The sequence below is a fragment of the Streptomyces sp. NPDC059649 genome (genome assembly GCF_042734445.1).
GTDB lineage: Bacteria > Actinomycetota > Actinomycetes > Streptomycetales > Streptomycetaceae > Streptomyces.
Window position 1 is genome coordinate 58,515 of sequence record NZ_JBHWDV010000030.1, and the last position, 15,910, is coordinate 74,424.

Annotated in this window: 17 protein-coding genes; 10 read left to right on the forward strand and 7 right to left on the reverse strand. The window is 70.7% G+C overall.

Annotated features, from left to right (window positions below):
* Positions 1 to 161 precede the first annotated feature (161 nt).
* The 3 genes from ACFV1J_RS26755 to ACFV1J_RS26765 all read left to right on the forward strand — a co-directional run bounded on the left by ACFV1J_RS26755 (position 162) and on the right by ACFV1J_RS26765 (position 1,820).
* Positions 162 to 605, forward strand: a complete 444-nt coding sequence (locus ACFV1J_RS26755; RefSeq protein ID WP_385862107.1) for a helix-turn-helix domain-containing protein — start codon at positions 162 to 164, stop codon at positions 603 to 605.
* 31 nt (positions 606 to 636) lie between these two features.
* Positions 637 to 1,287: a hypothetical protein gene (locus ACFV1J_RS26760; protein WP_385862109.1), complete on the forward strand. Its 651-nt coding sequence runs from the start codon at positions 637 to 639 to the stop codon at positions 1,285 to 1,287.
* Positions 1,288 to 1,475: 188 nt separating this feature from the next.
* A complete protein-coding gene (locus ACFV1J_RS26765) occupies positions 1,476 to 1,820 on the forward strand; it encodes a DUF2516 family protein (RefSeq protein WP_385862111.1) in 345 nt (114 codons plus the stop codon).
* A gap of 41 nt (positions 1,821 to 1,861) precedes the next feature.
* On the opposite strand, the gene ACFV1J_RS26770 is transcribed toward ACFV1J_RS26765, so the two are convergent.
* Entirely contained in the window at positions 1,862 to 3,226 is a 1,365-nt protein-coding gene (locus ACFV1J_RS26770) for a PP2C family protein-serine/threonine phosphatase (protein WP_385862114.1), read from the reverse strand.
* A 291-nt stretch (positions 3,227 to 3,517) separates the two neighbouring features.
* A complete protein-coding gene (locus ACFV1J_RS26775; protein ID WP_385862177.1) occupies positions 3,518 to 4,627 on the reverse strand; it encodes an NlpC/P60 family protein in 1,110 nt (369 codons plus the stop codon).
* 466 nt (positions 4,628 to 5,093) lie between these two features.
* On the opposite strand from ACFV1J_RS26775, the gene pstS reads away from it, so the two are divergent.
* From pstS to pstB, 4 genes are all read left to right on the forward strand, one after another.
* Positions 5,094 to 6,221, forward strand: coding sequence for a phosphate ABC transporter substrate-binding protein PstS (gene pstS / locus ACFV1J_RS26780; RefSeq protein ID WP_385862115.1), 1,128 nt, complete (start codon positions 5,094 to 5,096; stop codon positions 6,219 to 6,221).
* Positions 6,222 to 6,353: 132 nt separating this feature from the next.
* Complete coding sequence (gene pstC, locus ACFV1J_RS26785; protein ID WP_385862117.1) at positions 6,354 to 7,349, forward strand: phosphate ABC transporter permease subunit PstC; 996 nt, start codon at positions 6,354 to 6,356, stop codon at positions 7,347 to 7,349.
* A complete protein-coding gene (gene pstA / locus ACFV1J_RS26790) occupies positions 7,346 to 8,428 on the forward strand; it encodes a phosphate ABC transporter permease PstA (protein WP_385862119.1) in 1,083 nt (360 codons plus the stop codon). The genes pstC and pstA overlap by 4 nt, the downstream gene beginning before the upstream one ends.
* 53 nt (positions 8,429 to 8,481) lie before the next feature.
* Positions 8,482 to 9,258 carry a phosphate ABC transporter ATP-binding protein PstB gene (gene pstB / locus ACFV1J_RS26795; protein WP_385862120.1) on the forward strand — a complete coding sequence of 259 codons (777 nt, stop codon included), beginning with the start codon at positions 8,482 to 8,484 and terminating at the stop codon, positions 9,256 to 9,258.
* 155 nt (positions 9,259 to 9,413) lie between these two features.
* Here pstB and ACFV1J_RS26800 read toward each other — a convergent pair whose 3' ends face one another.
* Entirely contained in the window at positions 9,414 to 10,412 is a 999-nt protein-coding gene (locus ACFV1J_RS26800; RefSeq protein ID WP_385862122.1) for an anion permease, read from the reverse strand.
* A 10-nt stretch (positions 10,413 to 10,422) separates the two neighbouring features.
* Positions 10,423 to 11,043, reverse strand: a complete 621-nt coding sequence (locus tag ACFV1J_RS26805; protein WP_385862123.1) for a DUF47 domain-containing protein — start codon at positions 11,041 to 11,043, stop codon at positions 10,423 to 10,425.
* A gap of 194 nt (positions 11,044 to 11,237) precedes the next feature.
* Between ACFV1J_RS26805 and ACFV1J_RS26810 the strand changes: the two genes are divergently transcribed.
* Positions 11,238 to 11,654, forward strand: coding sequence for a metal-sensitive transcriptional regulator (locus ACFV1J_RS26810; protein ID WP_385862124.1), 417 nt, complete (start codon positions 11,238 to 11,240; stop codon positions 11,652 to 11,654).
* 7 nt (positions 11,655 to 11,661) lie between these two features.
* On the opposite strand, the gene ACFV1J_RS26815 is transcribed toward ACFV1J_RS26810, so the two are convergent.
* On the reverse strand, positions 11,662 to 11,886 hold the full coding sequence (locus ACFV1J_RS26815; protein ID WP_385862125.1) for a hypothetical protein: 225 nt from the start codon (positions 11,884 to 11,886) through the stop codon (positions 11,662 to 11,664).
* Positions 11,887 to 11,985: 99 nt separating this feature from the next.
* Positions 11,986 to 12,852 carry a hypothetical protein gene (locus ACFV1J_RS26820; RefSeq protein ID WP_385862127.1) on the reverse strand — a complete coding sequence of 289 codons (867 nt, stop codon included), beginning with the start codon at positions 12,850 to 12,852 and terminating at the stop codon, positions 11,986 to 11,988.
* Positions 12,853 to 13,025: 173 nt separating this feature from the next.
* On the opposite strand from ACFV1J_RS26820, the gene ACFV1J_RS26825 reads away from it, so the two are divergent.
* A complete protein-coding gene (locus tag ACFV1J_RS26825; RefSeq protein WP_385862130.1) occupies positions 13,026 to 13,205 on the forward strand; it encodes a hypothetical protein in 180 nt (59 codons plus the stop codon).
* Positions 13,206 to 13,351: 146 nt separating this feature from the next.
* Complete coding sequence (locus ACFV1J_RS26830; RefSeq protein ID WP_385862131.1) at positions 13,352 to 14,962, forward strand: FAD-binding oxidoreductase; 1,611 nt, start codon at positions 13,352 to 13,354, stop codon at positions 14,960 to 14,962.
* Positions 14,963 to 15,080: 118 nt separating this feature from the next.
* Here ACFV1J_RS26830 and ACFV1J_RS26835 read toward each other — a convergent pair whose 3' ends face one another.
* Positions 15,081 to 15,806: a phosphatase PAP2 family protein gene (locus ACFV1J_RS26835; RefSeq protein ID WP_385862133.1), complete on the reverse strand. Its 726-nt coding sequence runs from the start codon at positions 15,804 to 15,806 to the stop codon at positions 15,081 to 15,083.
* Between the last annotated feature and the right edge of the window lie 104 nt (positions 15,807 to 15,910).

Consider the following 15,910-nt stretch of genomic DNA (forward strand, 5'->3'; position numbering starts at 1 on the left):
CTCTGCTTCAAGGTCGCGGATCTCGACGAGGCCGAGGCGCGGTTGCTGGGGCTGGGTGCGGGGAAGCCGGTGTACCAACCGCAGGAGGACCGAGGCCCCCCGCGTACCACTTTTGCTAGCGCTTGCTTGCAATAGTTAGCACGACGAGGCACCATCGAGGTATGGCATCACTCAACGTCGGCAATCTCGGCGAGTTCCTGCGGGAGCAGCGGCGCACCGCGCAGCTGAGCCTGCGGCAGCTCGCGGATGCCGCCGGGGTGTCCAATCCGTATCTCAGCCAGATCGAGCGCGGCCTGCGCAAGCCCAGTGCGGAGATCCTCCAGCAGCTGGCCAAGGCGCTGCGGATATCCGCGGAGACGCTGTACGTCCAGGCCGGGATTCTGGATGAGCGGCACGGTCTGGACGGGGTCGAGGTGCAGACCGCGATACTCACCGACCCGGCGCTGAACGAGAGACAGAAGCAGGTCCTGCTGCAGATCTACGAGTCCTTCCGCAAGGAGAACGGGCTGGTCAGCCGCGAGGACCGGGCAGCGGGCGGCCATGCGGACGGACGCGAAGCGGACTCCCATGAGACCGAGGCCGACGACGGCCCGCACGCCACCTGAGCAACCGATTCGTTCCAGGAGGAACCACGTCATGGCCATCAACACCGATGAGCTCCGCAAGGTCCTGACCGACGCAACCCCGCTCTACGCCGTGGCCGGCACCATCGATCTGGCCGCCGAGAAGCTCGGCGAGGTGCCGCAGCTGGTGGAGCGGATCCGGGCCGAGGCGCCCAAGCGCTTCGAGTCCGTCCGCAGCACCGATCCCAAGGAGGTCCAGGCGCTGGTCACCAAGCAGGCCAAGGACGCCCAGGAGAAGCTGGCGGAGCTGCTGGAGTCGCTCGACGGCGACTTCAAGAAGTTCCGCGACCAGGCCCAAGAGCTGGCGCTGCAGGGCGTCGGCCGGGTCGCCGAGACCGCGGTGCGGGCCCGGGAGGGCTACGAGGAGCTGGCCGAGCGCGGCCGGGACGCGGTGGCGACCTGGCGCGGTGAGATGGCCGAGCGCACCGAGGACGTCGCGGTGGCGATCGAGCCGGAGCCGGCCCCCAAGTCCGCGGCCAAGAACAGCGGCGCGAAGACCGGTACGGCCAACGGCGCCAAGTCGGCGAGCAAGGCCGGCCCGTCGGCCAAGGCCACCACCTCGCCGCAGACCAAGCCCGCGGCGGCGAAGAAGCCGGTCGCGCAGCGCAAGCCGGGCCCGGCGCCGTCCCCGGCGAAGAAGAGCACCCCGCCGTCCGCGAAGTGAGCGCACGGCCGCGTACCGCGCGCTGAGGCGCGGATCACGGCCGGGCCGGGCACACCTGGCGTGCCCGGCCCGTTGTGCGGGTACGGTGGGGCCGCACGGGCAGCAGTCGGCGGCCCCCCGGCCGTGAAAGCCGGGCAGCCGGACCACACGGCACAGACCACACAGCAGGCGAACGGGCGGAGGACGGCGTGCTGATCTACGGGTTCCAGTCGATTCTGGGCTGGGCACAGCTCGCACTGGGCATTTATGCCGCCGTGATGCTGATCGACGCCGCGGTGCGCCGCGAGGACGCCTACCGCGCGGCGAGCAAGCAGACCAAGCCCATGTGGCTGATCTTCCTCAGCATCGCCACGGCGCTGCTGTTCGTCCTGCCGGTGATGTCGTTCCTGCCGATCATCGGCGTGATCGCGGTGATCGTCTACACCGTCGACGTCCGGCCGGCGCTGCGGGCGGTGTCCGGCGGTGGCCGCGGGCCGCGGCGCGGCGGTTCCAGCTCCGACGGGCCGTACGGGCCGTTCAACGGCGGGCGCTGAGCCGCCCGGCCCCCGGGCCGTCCCACCCCTGAGGCAGCCGCTCAGCGGCGGTCCAGCAGCAGCACGGCCACATCGTCCGTCAGCTCGCCGCCGTTGAGGTCGCGTACCTCCCGGACGGCCGCGTCCAGCAGGGCGTCGCCCCCGAGTCCGGACTCCATCTGCCGACCGACGAGCTCCGCCATGCCCTCCTGGCCGAGCCGCTGGTTGCCCTCACCGATCCGGCCCTCGATCAGGCCGTCGGTGTACATCATCAGGCTCCAGGAGCCTCCCAGCTCGACCTGGCGGCGCGGCCAGCGGGCCTCCGGCAGCAGGCCGAGCGCCGGGCCGCCGCATTCGTACGGCAGCAGCTGCGGGCGTTCGCCGGCCCGGGCGAGCAGCGGCGCGGGGTGGCCGGCCAGGCACAGCCCGGCGCGGCGGCCGTCCGCGGAGATGTCGACGGTGCACAGCGTCGCGAAGATCTCGTCGTCCGCGCGCTCGTGCTCCAGCACCTTCTGGAGGGTGGCGAGCAGCTCGTCGCCGCACAGCCCGGCGAAGGTCAGCGCGCGCCAGGCGATCCGCAGTTCGACGCCGAGGGCGGCCTCGTCCGGGCCGTGGCCGCAGACGTCGCCGATCATGGCGTGCACGGTGCCGTCGGCGGTGCGGACGGTGTCGTAGAAGTCGCCGCCGAGCAGGGCGCGGCTGCGGCCGGGGCGGTAGCAGGCGGCGAACCGCAGGTCGGAGCCGTCCAGCAGCGGGGTGGGCAGCAGTCCGCGCTCCAGGCGGGCGTTCTCCTGGGCGAGCATCCGCGACTCGGTGAGCTGGCGCTGGGCGAGGTCGGCGCGTTTGCGTTCGACGGCGTAGCGCACGGCGCGGCTGAGGACCGCGCCGTCGAGCTCGTCGCGGAAGAGGTAGTCCTGGGCACCGACGCGTACGGCGTCGGCGGCGCGCTCGGCGTCCGTCTCGTAGGTGAGCACGAGGACGGCGTGCGAGGGTGCCAGCCGCAGGACGTCGCGCAGCATGCCCAGGGCGTCGTCGGCGGGGGTGCCGCTGTCGCCCGCGGTGCGGCCGGCGGGTTCGGCCGGCGGCAGGTCGAGCAGGATGCAGTGCACGTCGTCGGTGAGCAGCCGCTCGGCCTCGGTGAGGTTGCGGGCGGTGCGCAGCCGTACCTTGCGGCCGGCCCAGTCCCACATCTCGGGGACGTGACTGTTGGGGTCCTCGCCGATGAGGAGCAGGGTCAGGCCCTGCTGAGCCGGGACGGGATCGGCCGAAAGTCGCTGTTCGATTTCCGGGGCGTCCGGGCCCCGGTGCATCGCGTCCCCCGCGCCCGGCGCGCCGGCGACCTGCGCGGTCCGCGCGCAGGCGTCGTCCACCGGTCCTGCCTGGTGCGGCAGCACGACCGTCCGCGGGTGCGGTACGGGTACGGGCATCGGTCTGCTTCCTTCCCTCCCCCCGAGGGGCACATGGGCGCCGACCGGCGCACCACGGTGACCGGCTCCGCCGCTCGTCGGTCGATCGAACGGGCACGCTCCGGGCACTGACAGGCGACCATAGCGGCAGAACGGAGCGGTATGGAATGGCCGTCGGCAATCGGCCATCGTCATATGCCGCGGCCAATAAGCCATTTGACCTGGGTCGGGGGGAATGCGGAATGACGAATATCACCCCGCTTGAGTGCATTCGGCGACAAGCCGACAACTCTCGGAGAGGAAACAATCCGGTCATTTATCGCGGACGTGATCCGCGTCATGGTGTCGTGGGTCACCGTCCGGCCGGACCACTCCGAGGATGGGCATCGAGCCGGCCCCGGTGATCGTCACCTGCCGGCCGGGCCGCGGGGCGTGCAGGAGCGCGCCGTCACCGAGGTACATCCCGACATGGCTGGCGTCGGAGAAGTAAATGATCAGATCGCCCGGCCGCATGTCCCGGAGGGCGACGTGCGGCAGCTGGCGCCACTGCTCCTGCGAGGTCCGCGGAATGGTCCGCCCGGCGTGCTGCCAGGCCCGCAGGGTGAGCCCGGAACAGTCGAAGGTGTCCGGGCCCTCGGCGCCCCACACGTAATCCTTGCCGAGCTGCGCGGTGGCGTAGGAAATCGCCTTACGACCGGCCACCGACGCCTTATTGCTGATCTCGTCCAGTACGCCCGAGTCGAGCCACTTCTGCTGTTCCCGGAAGGCCGCCTCGTCCTCCAGCTTCCGCAGCCGGGCCTTTTCCTTCGCGGCCAGCCGGGATTCCAGCTCCTTTGCCGCGTCGATCTTTTTCTCGATGTCCTTCCGGGCGCTTTCCTTCTTCTTGCGGTTCGCCTCCAGCCGTTCCCAGCGGTCGGTCGCGGCTTTCGAATAGTCCTGCAAATCGCCCTGCATCCGGGCGAGTTGACTGATCACGCGCCGGGCGGCCAGCTGGCCCTTGCGGGCCAGGGTGGCGTTGTCGAGGAAGGCTTCCGGGTCGGCGCTGAGCATCAGCTTCGCCTCGGCCGGCAGTCCGCCGCCCCGGTACTGCGCACTGGCCAGGGCGCCCGCCTGCCGCTTGAGGGCGGCCAGGTCGTGCTGGGTGCGGTCGATGGTGCGGGCCAGCTTGACGATCTCCTTCTGCTGGCGTTCGACCTCTTCCTTGGCGGCGTTGTAGGCGTCGGTGGCCTGCTCGGCCTTGCGGTAGAGGGCGTCGATCCGCTTGCGCACGTCGTCGAGGTGGCGGGCGCCGGCATCCGCGTCGTCCGGGGCCCCCGAGGCCCGCCCGGAGCCCGCGGGCGGGTCCTTCGGGGCGTCGGCGTACGCGGTGGACGCCGTGGCGCCCAGTAGGCCCGTGACGCACAGGACGACGGCGGTGCACACCGCCAGCCGGCGGCCCGCGACGGCCCGCCCGCCCGTTTTGCCCCGTACAGCCGTTACGGCCGTTGCGGCCGCTGTCTCCCGTACCTCCCGAACGCCCTGCCGTGCCCCCTGGCTCCCCACCAGCCACCTCCGGTCGTTCCGCACCGATTCGTGTCGCCACTCCGGCGCGGATGCTGCCATACCGGCCGGTAATTCAACAGAGCGACGGGCCCTTTAGTACAGGTGGACGAGCACTTCTTCCCACACACCCAGCCGATGGCCGAGGTTCACCCTGCGTTCACTCTCCTCCATCGGCCGCTTCACTTGATCTGCCTAATTTCGGCCGTACCGAGTGCGCGTCACGCCCGGAAGGCGAGCGCGGCACGGATAAGCACATACCGCAACCGCATCCCCCACGGCGGTCACGACACACCCCATCACCTCGCACGCCGACGATGCGGCGCGCCCCAGGAAGGAATTCCCGACAGTGAAGCTTCAGCGCAAGAACCGGGTTCGCGCCCTCGCCGTTGGCGCTCTCGCCGTCTCCGGTGCCCTGGCCCTGACGGCGTGCGGCTCCGACGACACCACCGCCGGCGGCGGTGGCGGCGGCGGTTCCGCCAAGTCCGCGAACATCAAGTGCGAGGGCAAGGGCAAGCTGCTCGCGTCCGGCTCCTCCGCGCAGAAGAACGCCATGGACGTCTGGGTGCAGAACTACTCGGGCGCCTGCAAGGACACCGAGATCAACTACCAGCCGACCGGTTCCGGCGCCGGCGTCACCACCTTCCTCCAGGGCCAGACCGCCTTCGCGGGCTCCGACTCGGCCCTCAAGCCCGAGGAAGTCACCAAGTCCAAGCAGGTCTGCAAGGGCGGCCAGGCCATCGACCTGCCCATGGTCGGCGGCCCGATCGCGATCGGCTACAACGTCCCCGGCGTGGACAACCTGGTCCTGGACGCCCCGACCCTGGCGAAGATCTTCGACTCGAAGATCACGAAGTGGAACGACGCCGCGATCAAGAAGCTGAACCCGGACGCCAAGCTGCCGGACCTGAAGATCCAGGCCTTCCACCGCTCGGACGACTCGGGCACCACCGACAACTTCACCAAGTACCTCAAGGGCGCCGCGCCCGGTGACTGGAAGCACGAGCCGGCGAAGAAGTGGGAAGGCACCGGCGGCCAGGCGGCCTCCGGCTCGGCCGGCGTCTCCTCGCAGGTCAAGCAGACCAGCGGCGCGATCTCCTACTTCGAGCTGTCCTACGCCACCTCGGGCAAGATCCCCACGGTCAAGCTGAACACCGGCGCCAAGGCGCCGGTCGAGGCCACGGTGGACAATGCTTCCAAGGCCATCTCCGAGGCCCAGCAGGTCGGCAAGGGCAACGACCTGGCCCTGAAGCTCAACTACACCACCAAGGCCGAGGGCGCCTACCCGATCACCCTGGTGACGTACGAGATCGCCTGCGACAAGGGCAACAAGGCCGCGACCCTGCCGGCCACCAAGTCCTTCCTGACCTACGTCTCCAGCAAGGACGGCCAGGCCGCGCTGAAGGCCCTCGGCTACGCCCCGCTGCCCACCGAGATCGCCGACAAGGTCCGCGCGACCGTCAAGACGCTCTCCTGACCAACCCGGGTGGCGGTCCGACCGCCCACACGGCCGACAGGGGCCCTTCCACGAGGGCCCCTTTCGGGCCGCCGCCCGTCCGGTGCACCGCCGCGCCTGGAGTCCCCCGGGACTCCGCAGACCGGAGAATCCATGACTTCTGCTTCTTCCATAGCCGACAACCCGCCACCGCCCGGAGACGTGCGTCCCACCGTCTCGGGCAAGGCCGTCCGCCCCGGTGACCGGATCTTCCTCGGGCTCTCCCGGGGTTCCGGTATCGCCCTCCTGGTGATCATGGCCGCCATCGCGGTCTTCCTCACCTACCGGTCCGTCCTCGCCATCTCCGGCGACAAGGCCGACTTCCTCACCACGTTCGACTGGAACGCCACCGGCACCGAGCCCAAGTTCGGCATCGCGGTGCTCGCCTTCGGCACGGTCGTCAGCTCGGTGATCGCCATGCTGATCGCGGTCCCGGTCGCCGTCGGCATCGCGCTGTTCATCTCGCACTACGCCCCGCGCAAGCTGGCCTCGCCGCTCGGCTACGTCATCGACCTGCTCGCCGCGGTACCCAGCATCGTCTATGGCCTGTGGGGCGCGCTCTTCCTCGTCCCGCACCTGACCGGCCTTTACAGCTGGCTGGACGACTACCTCGGCTGGACCGGGATCTTCAGCTACTCCCAGGGCGCCCCGCGCTCGCTGTTCACCGTCGGCATCCTGCTCGCGATCATGATCCTGCCGATCGTGACCAGCGTCAGCCGCGAAGTGTTCCTCCAGGTCCCGAAGATGCACGAGGAGGCCGCGCTGGCCCTCGGCGCCACCCGCTGGGAAGTCATCCGGATGGCAGTGCTCCCCTTCGGCCGCTCCGGCGTGATCAGCGCCTCCATGCTCGGCCTCGGCCGCGCGCTCGGCGAGACCATGGCCGTCGCCACGGTCCTCTCGCCCAGCTTCCTGATCAGCGCCAGCCTGCTCGACCCGGGCGGCGGCACGTTCGCGCAGAACATCGCCAGCAAGTTCAGCGAGGCCGACCAGTTCGGCCAGGACGCCCTGATCGCCTCCGGTCTCGTCCTCTTCGTGATCACGCTGGTCGTCAACGGCGCGGCCCGCCTGATCATCGCCCGCCGCAAGGAGTACTCGGGAGCCGCAGCATGAGCGTGATGACCGACCGTCGTACGGTCGCCAACGGCGGCAACCCGCTCCCGGTCACCCTCAAGCAGGCCCGGCTGCCCCGCTGGACCCCGCCGGTGCTCGCGCTGGTCGCGGCCGGCGCGGGCTGCGGCATCGGGCTGGCCGCCGGACTGGACAGCACCGTCCAGTGGGGCCTGATCGCCGCCCTGCTCTTCATCGCCGGCACCTTCGTGCTGTCCGCGGCCGTCGAGGGCACCCGGCAGGCCAAGGACCGGCTGGCCACCAGCCTGGTCTGGGTCGCCTTCCTGCTCGCCGTCATCCCGCTGGCCTCCCTGCTGTGGGAGACCGTCGCCCGCGGCATCAAGGTCCTGAACGGGTACTTCCTGTCGCACTCGATGGGCACCCTGCCGGACGCCATGCCCGGCGGCGGCATCTACCACGCGATCATCGGCACCCTGGAGCAGGTCGGCCTGGCCACCCTGATCGCCGCGCCGGTCGGTCTGCTCACCGCGATCTACCTCGTCGAGTACGGCCGCGGCCGGCTCGCGAAGGCCGTCACCTTCTTCGTCGACGTGATGACCGGCATCCCGTCGATCGTCGCCGGCCTGTTCATCCTGTCCGTGTGGATCCTGATCCTCGGCTTCGGCCCGTCCGGTTTCGCCGGGTCGATGGCGCTGGCCATCCTGATGATGCCGGTCGTGGTCCGCTCCACCGAGGAGATGCTCAAGCTCGTCCCGAACGAGCTGCGCGAGGCATCGCTGGCCCTCGGCGTCCCCAAGTGGCGCACCATCCTCAAGGTCGTCCTGCCGACGTCGATCGGCGGCATCACCACCGGCGTGATGCTCGCCATCGCCCGCATCACCGGCGAGACCGCCCCGGTCCTGCTCCTGGTGTGGGGCGCGAAGACGATCAACAACAACCCCTTCGAAGACGCCCAGCAGTCGCTCCCGCTGTACGTGTTCCAGCAGTGGCAGCAGGGCTCCGAGGCCTCCTACGACCGCGCCTGGGCCGCGGCCCTGGTCCTCATCGCCTTCGTCATGATCCTCAACCTGGTGGCCCGCGGCATCGCCCGCTGGAAGGCCCCCAAGCACGCCGGTCGCTGACGCGGCCAATACAGCGACCCGACGTACCCCCCGCGAAAGAAGCAGTGATTTCCATGGCCAAGCGAATCGACGTCAGCGGCCTCTCCGCGTACTACGGCAGCCACAAGGCCATCGACGACATCTCGATGACCATCGAGCCGCGCACGGTGACCGCCTTCATCGGCCCGTCCGGCTGCGGCAAGTCGACGTTCCTGCGCACCCTGAACCGGATGCACGAGGTCACCCCCGGCGGCCGTGTCGAGGGCAAGGTGCTGCTGGACGACGAGAACCTCTACGCCACCGGCGTGGACCCGGTCGCGGTCCGCCGCACCGTCGGCATGGTCTTCCAGCGCCCCAACCCGTTCCCCACGATGTCGATCTTCGACAACGTCGCGGCCGGACTGCGGCTGAACGGCTCGTACAAGAAGAACGAGCTCAAGGACATCGTCGAGAAGTCCCTCAAGGGCGCCAACCTCTGGAACGAGGTCAAGGACCGGCTGAGCAAGCCCGGCTCGGGCCTCTCCGGCGGCCAGCAGCAGCGGCTGTGCATCGCCCGCGCGATAGCCGTAGAACCGCAGGTGCTGCTGATGGACGAGCCCTGCTCCGCCCTCGACCCGATCTCCACCCTCGCCATCGAGGACCTGATCGGTGAGCTGAAGGAGCGCTTCACGATCGTCATCGTGACGCACAACATGCAGCAGGCGGCGCGGGTCTCGGACCGTACGGCGTTCTTCAACCTCGCGGCGGTCGGCCAGCCCGGCAAGCTGATCGAGATCGACGAGACCGAGCGGATCTTCTCCAACCCGTCGGTGCAGGCCACGGAGGACTACATCTCCGGCCGCTTCGGCTAGGCCGCGCGTCCTGCGGGACGTGCCCCGGCCGGCACCCCCCTGAGCGTCCTGCGGTGCTGCATGGCGGTGCCACCGCAAGGCGAAGGGCCCGCCCCTCCTTCCCGGAGGGGCGGGCCCACTGCGTTGTCGGGCCGGGGTGTGCTCCGGCCGGTGCGTCAGCCGAAGGCCAGCCGGATCAGCCAGTACGCGAGCGCCGCGACCAGCGCCGCCGCCGGCATCGTGATGAACCAGCCCATCACGATGTTCTTGGCGACGCCCCAGCGGACCGCGCGCGAGCCCTTCGTCGAGCCGACACCCATGATCCCGGCCGTGATGACGTGGGTCGTGGAGATCGGCGCGTGGTACATGAACGACGCGGTGTACATGACGGACGCCGCGGTGGTCTCCGCGGCGAAGCCCTGCGGCGGGTCCAGCTCGATGATGCGGCGGCCGAGGGTGCGCATGATGCGCCAGCCGCCCGCGTACGTACCGAGCGACAGGGTGATCGCACAGGCCAGCTTGACCCAGATCGGGATGGCCGCGTTCTTGTCCTCGACGTCGGCGATGACCAGGGCCATGACGACCACGCCCATGGTCTTCTGCGCGTCCTGCAGGCCGTGCCCGAGCGCCATACCGGCGGCCGAGACGGTCTGCGCTATGCGGAAGCCCCGCTTGGCCTTGTGCGGGTTGGACCGCCGGAACAGCCAGAGGATGACGACCATCACCAGGTAGCCGAGCACCAGGCCGACCACCGGCGAGATGAACATCGGCAGGACGACCTTCTCGACCACCCCGGACCAGATCACCGTGGTCCCGCCGGCCAGCGCGGCGCCGACCATGCCGCCGAACAGCGCGTGCGAGGACGACGAGGGCAGCCCGAAGTACCAGGTGACGAGGTTCCAGACCACCGCGCCGAGCAGCGCGGCGAACAGGATGCCCATGCCCTGGTCGCCGTGCGGGGTTTCGATCAGTCCTTCACTGACCGTCTTGGCGACGCCGCTGCCGAGGAAGGCACCGGCGAGGTTCATCACCGCGGCCATCGCGAGCGCGGCCCGCGGGGTCAGCGCCCGGGTCGAGACCGAGGTCGCGATCGCGTTCGCCGAATCGTGGAAGCCGTTGGTGTAGGTGAAACCGAGCGCGACCGCAATGGTCACGATGAGCGCGAAGGTGTCCATGGCTGAGGGCTCAGGACTCCTTGACCGCGATGGTTTCGACCGTGTTGGCGACGTGCTCGAACGCGTCCGCCGCCTCTTCGAGGATGTCCACGATCTGCTTGAGCTTGAGCACCTCGATGGCGTCGTACTTGCCGTTGAAGAGGTGCGCGAGCAGCTTGCGGTGGATCTGGTCGGCCTGGTTCTCCAGGCGGTTGACCTCGATCCAGTACTCGGTGAGGTTCGACATCGTCCGCAGGTTCGGCATCGCCTCGGCGGTCAGCTCCGCCGCCCGCGCCAGCACCTCGATCTGCTGATCGACGCCCTTGGGCAGCTCCTCGACCTTGTAGAGGACGACCAGGTCGACGGCCTCCTCCATGAAGTCCATGATGTCGTCGAGCGACGAGGCGAGGTTGTAGATGTCCTCGCGGTCGAACGGCGTGATGAACGAGGAGTTCAGCTGGTGGAAGATCGCGTGGGTCGCGTCATCTCCCGCATGCTCCGCCGCGCGCATCCGCTCGGAGATCTCGGTCCGCGCGGAGGCGTCCGCCCCGAGCAGTTCCATCAGGAGCTTCGAGCCCGTCACGATGTTGTCCGCGGAGGCCGCGAACATGTCGTAGAAGCTCGTCTCCCTGGGGGTCAGACGAAAACGCACGTGAAATCCTCGGGGTGCATCGGATTCGGTCGAGTTGATGCTAGGCGCATCATCCAGCCACAGCTAACCGGCATTCCTTCAGTGTCGCCCATCGGGCAGCATGCTCTGCACGGGGTACCACGAGTGCCCGCAAAGTTCGTTACTATATACCCACCAGGGGTATATAGATCGCCTAGATACCACGGGAGACGGCCATGACGACCACGGACGCCGACACCCCCGGCAACGCCGCAGCCGCCGCGGCCGGCCACCCCGCGCAGCCGGAAATCGACCCCCGAGGTGCGACCCGAACCGTGACCGATACCGCAGAGACCTCCCCGGCCCCCGGCGTCCACGGCTACGCACAGCAGAAGGACGCACACCTCAAGCGACTGCGTCGCATCGAGGGCCAGATCCGCGGACTGCAGCGGATGCTCGAGGAGGACGTCTACTGCATCGACATACTCACCCAGGTCTCGGCGAGCACGAAGGGCCTGCAGTCCTTCGGGCTCCAGCTCCTCGAGGAGCACCTGCGGCACTGCGTCGCGGACGCGGCGGTCAAGGGGCCCGAGGCCATCGACGCCAAGGTCCAGGAGGCGACCAAGGCCATCGAGCGGATGCTGCGGAGCTGACCGCGGGCTATCCCCGGCCCGCGGCGCCGGACGGCTCGCCACCGTCCCCGTCCGCCTCCACGTCCAGCACCTCGTCGATACGGTCCGGGCTGAGCCGCTCCTCGCTCGCGGCCGCCGCCGCGATCATCAACTCACCGGTCAGGTCGATCTCCACGAGGGCGACGTGGTCCTGGACCGTATGGCGGTGGCCGGCCACGGACAACACCTCCTCCTCCGGGCGCCTCGCACGCATGCGGTGGTACCGCCAGCGTAAGGAGGGGCGCACGCCGCGCGCATGGCACGGAAGGACCATTTCCGCTCCCGGCGGCCGGCCCCGAGGGGTGCTTTCCGGCTACGGAGCGGCGGAGGCGATCCTGCCCGCGTAGATGTCGCGGCGGTCCGGCAGCCGTACCACAACAGGGGTGCCGAATCCGGACAATTCGGTGGTGGAGGTCACCGACGCCCCCTGGGGCGCGCCATTGGCGAAACGGAAGCGTTCGCGCACCTTGCGCAGCCGGCCCGCCTCGTCCAGATACGCATCGAACGGCACCGCCTCGGTGGTGAACCCCTTCTCCGCGGCCACCAGCGCCGGCCTGGTCCGGGCCGAGGCGGCCCGCGCGGCCACCGCGATGTCCGTGGTCCCGCGGTAGTGCCGCACCAGCACGCCGTCCAGCCGCTCCTCGCCCTGGTACGTCACCTGCCGTGCGCCGCGCAGCAGTTCCGCCGCGGCGAGCGGGTCGGTGGCCCCGCCGGTGACGAGGTTGCCGTCGGCCAGCGCGGCGGTCTCCACCCGCACCCACTTGTCGGCGGGCACCCCGGCCCCGCGGTTCTTCATGTACAGCGCGCCGGGCGCGAGGATCTCGGTGACCGGCTGGCGGCCCTCGCCGGGCCGGTCCGCGGGGTCCGGGAGTACCACGACGAGCCGTCCGGTGCCGGTGGTGAAGTCGTAGCCGCCGGTGCCGCGGATGGCGACGCGGGTGCCGCCGCTGTCCGTCTCCATGGCCGTACGGACGGCGGCCGAGCGGGCCCGGACGAGGGCGTCGGCGCTGCCGCGGACCCGGGCGGCGGCCGCGGCGGCGGACCGGCCGGGCGGCTCGTGGTCGTCGGCGGCGGCGCCCTCGGAGGAACAGCCCGCCGTCAGCAGTCCGACCGCCAGACCCGTCCCGCACGCCAGGGCCACGGCGGCCGTCCGGCCGCCCCGCCTGTCCTGCACCACCATCGCGTACGAGCCCCCTCGGCCGCCGTCTTCGGGACCGGCCTGGCCGGCCGGTCCGCTCGGGAGGGTCCGACGTCCCGCCCGTCCGCGCCTGACGTTCCGTCGACCGATCCGTTCAACGACCGTTGAGGGGGCTCGTCACGCTGGCGTGATCCTGGGCGCGTAGCGTGGCGCCCGTGCCCGACCGAGCGCTGCATGCGACCTCCACCACCGAACGCGGTTCCTTCTGCACGGCCCGCTGCGAGTGCGGCTGGCGCGGGCCGGCCCGGCGCGCCCGCTCACAGGCGCGGACGGACGCGGAGCGGCACCTGTCGGCGGCCGGCGACGGGCCGCGCCCGGACCACCCCGTGGAATGAGGGAATCCGTTCCTGGAACCCCCAACGCCCCTCACGCATCTGCCTAGTCAGGGAAGTAACAGCGGTCCCGTGACCGCCCCGCGACGACCAGCCGGGTCACCGGCGGACGGGGCAGGACCGTTCGACATCGAGGGGGAACCATCCCAGTGAAGCGGCGCACACTCCTGCAGACCGGCGGCGGACTCGCGGCGACCTCGGTCGTCTGGGCCACCGGTTGCGACGACAAGAGCGGCGGGACGGGCGCGGCCTCCTCCTCCGCCACCACGGCCGGCTCCGACGGCGTGCAGACCAACGCGGCCTCCGCGCCCGCCCGGGTCGCCGCCGGCCGGGCCACCCCGGCCTCCTGGTCGGCGCTCGGCAAGAGCCTGGACGGCAAGCTCGTCCGCGCCTCGGACGCCGCCTACGCGGCCGCCCGGCGGCTCTACAACACCCGCTACGACACCCTGAAGCCGTCGGCGATCGCGTACGTCAAGCACCCGGCCGACGTCGCCGAATGCCTGGCGTTCGCCCGGCGGTACGGCACCCAGGTGGCCATCCGCAGCGGCGGCCACTCCTACGCGGGCTGGTCCAGCGGCAACGGCAAGCTCATCATCGACGTCTCCGCGCTGGCGAAGGTCGGCGCGCCGTCCGGCGGGGTGACCCGCATCGGGGCCGGGGCCAAGCTCATCGACGTCTACCAGGGCCTGGCGGCGCACGGCGTGACCATACCCGGGGGCTCCTGCCCCACCGTCGGGATATCCGGCCTGACGCTCGGCGGCGGCCACGGTGTGGTCTCCCGGGCGTACGGGCTGACCTGCGACAGCCTGGTCGGCGCGACCGTCGTCACGGCGGACGGGAAGACCGTCGACTGCGACGCCAAGCAGCACGCCGACCTGTTCTGGGCGCTGCGCGGCGCCGGCAACGGCAACTTCGGCGTGGTCACCGAGCTGCGCTTCCGTACGCATCCGGCGCCGCGCGCGGTGATGGCATACATCACCTGGCCGTGGGCCAAGGCGGCGAAGGTGGTCGCGTCCTGGCAGAAGTGGGGGCCGGTGCAGGCGGACGAGATATGGTCCGCCTGCCATCTGGACGCCCGGCCCGGCGGCACCCCGGCGGTGTCGGTGGCGGCGTTCTCCCTGGGGTCGTACGGCGACCTGAAGAACGCCGTGGACCGGCTCGCCGACCAGGCGGGCGGCCCCGGCCCGGCGTCCACCGTGCATCTGACCCCGATCGGCTACCTGGACGCCATGGAGACCTACGCGGGCTGCTCGTCGAAGACCTCCGCGCAGTGCCATATGCCGGGTTCGCTGCCCGGGCACACCGGCAGCGGCCAGCTGGGCCGGGAGACCTACGCCGCCCGCTCGCACTTCTTCGACCGTTCGCTGTCCACGACCGGCATCCGGACCCTGATGGACCAGATCGAGCGCGGCGGCCGCAAGGGCGTCGCCGGGAACGTGGCGCTGACCGCGCTGGGCGGCGCGATCAACCGCGTGGGCCGCACCGACACCGCGTTCGTGCACCGCGGATCGCGGTTCCTGGCCCAGTACTTGACGTCCTGGCCGGCCGGCGGTTCGCCGGGCACCCGCACAGCGTGGCTGGATTCGTTCCATGACGCGATGCGCCGCCACTCCTCGGGCGCCGCGTACCAGAACTACACCGACCCGAACCTGACGAACTGGAAGTCCGCCTACTACGGGGCGGCCGCCGGACGGCTCGCCGAGGTCAAGAAGACCTACGACCCGCAGCGGCTGTTCAGCACCTTCCCGCAGGCGCTCTGAGACCGCCGGCGGACATACGGACGGCCCGGTCCCCGCATGGGGTCCGGGCCGTCCGCATCCGCCAGGTATTCGTTCCCCCGCCTCGTGCCCCGGGGGAGGCGGGCCGGTGGGCCCTCCGTCAGGCCGCCAGGTCCTTGTCCCGCTCCTCGGTGCCGCGCGGCAGTGCCGGTCCGGTGGCGACCACCCGGCTGCCCTCGCCGTCCTGGCCCGGACGGCCGTCCGCCGGCACCCCCGGCGCCCGGACCAGCCAGTACACCTTCGAGCGGCCGATCGCGGTGGCGAGCGGCACCAGCAGCGCCTGGGCGAGCGGCGCGAGCAGCAGGGCGACGGCGGTACCCAGCGCGAAGCCGCCGATCACGTCGGTGGGGTAGTGCACGCCCATGTAGACGCGGCAGAAGCCCTCCGCGAGCGCCAGCGCGATGCCGATCAGGCCGTAGGCGCGGTGCGCGATGAACAGTCCGACACCGACCGCCATGGTCAGCGTGGCGTGGTCGCTGACGAACGAGAAGTCGCTCTTGCCGGGGATCAGCACCGCCAGCCCGGCGTGGTCCTTGAACGGCCGGGGCCGCTCGACGAACTCACGGATCGGGATGTTGGCCAGCAGCGCGATGCCGGCCGCCAGTGGGGCCCACACCAGGCCGGCGACGGCGCCGGCGGCACCCGGTCGGCGGCGCACGGACCACCAGGCGATCAGGCACAGCACCGCGAGGGCGGCGATGATGCCGTACTCGCCGATGTACTCCATGGCCTTGTTGACCCAGTGGGGCGCGTCCTTCGCGAGGCCGTTGATGCCGTCGAGCACGTCGACGTCGGGGTTCGGCCCCTCGAATGCGAGTCCAGCCATCTACCGCGGCCCCTTATCTTTCGCGCGCGCGTGCGCCGTCCGTGTGCTGCCAACCCCCGTGGTCGTCGAGCGTGTGCTGCTGCGAGCTGCTACGTCCCCACGCC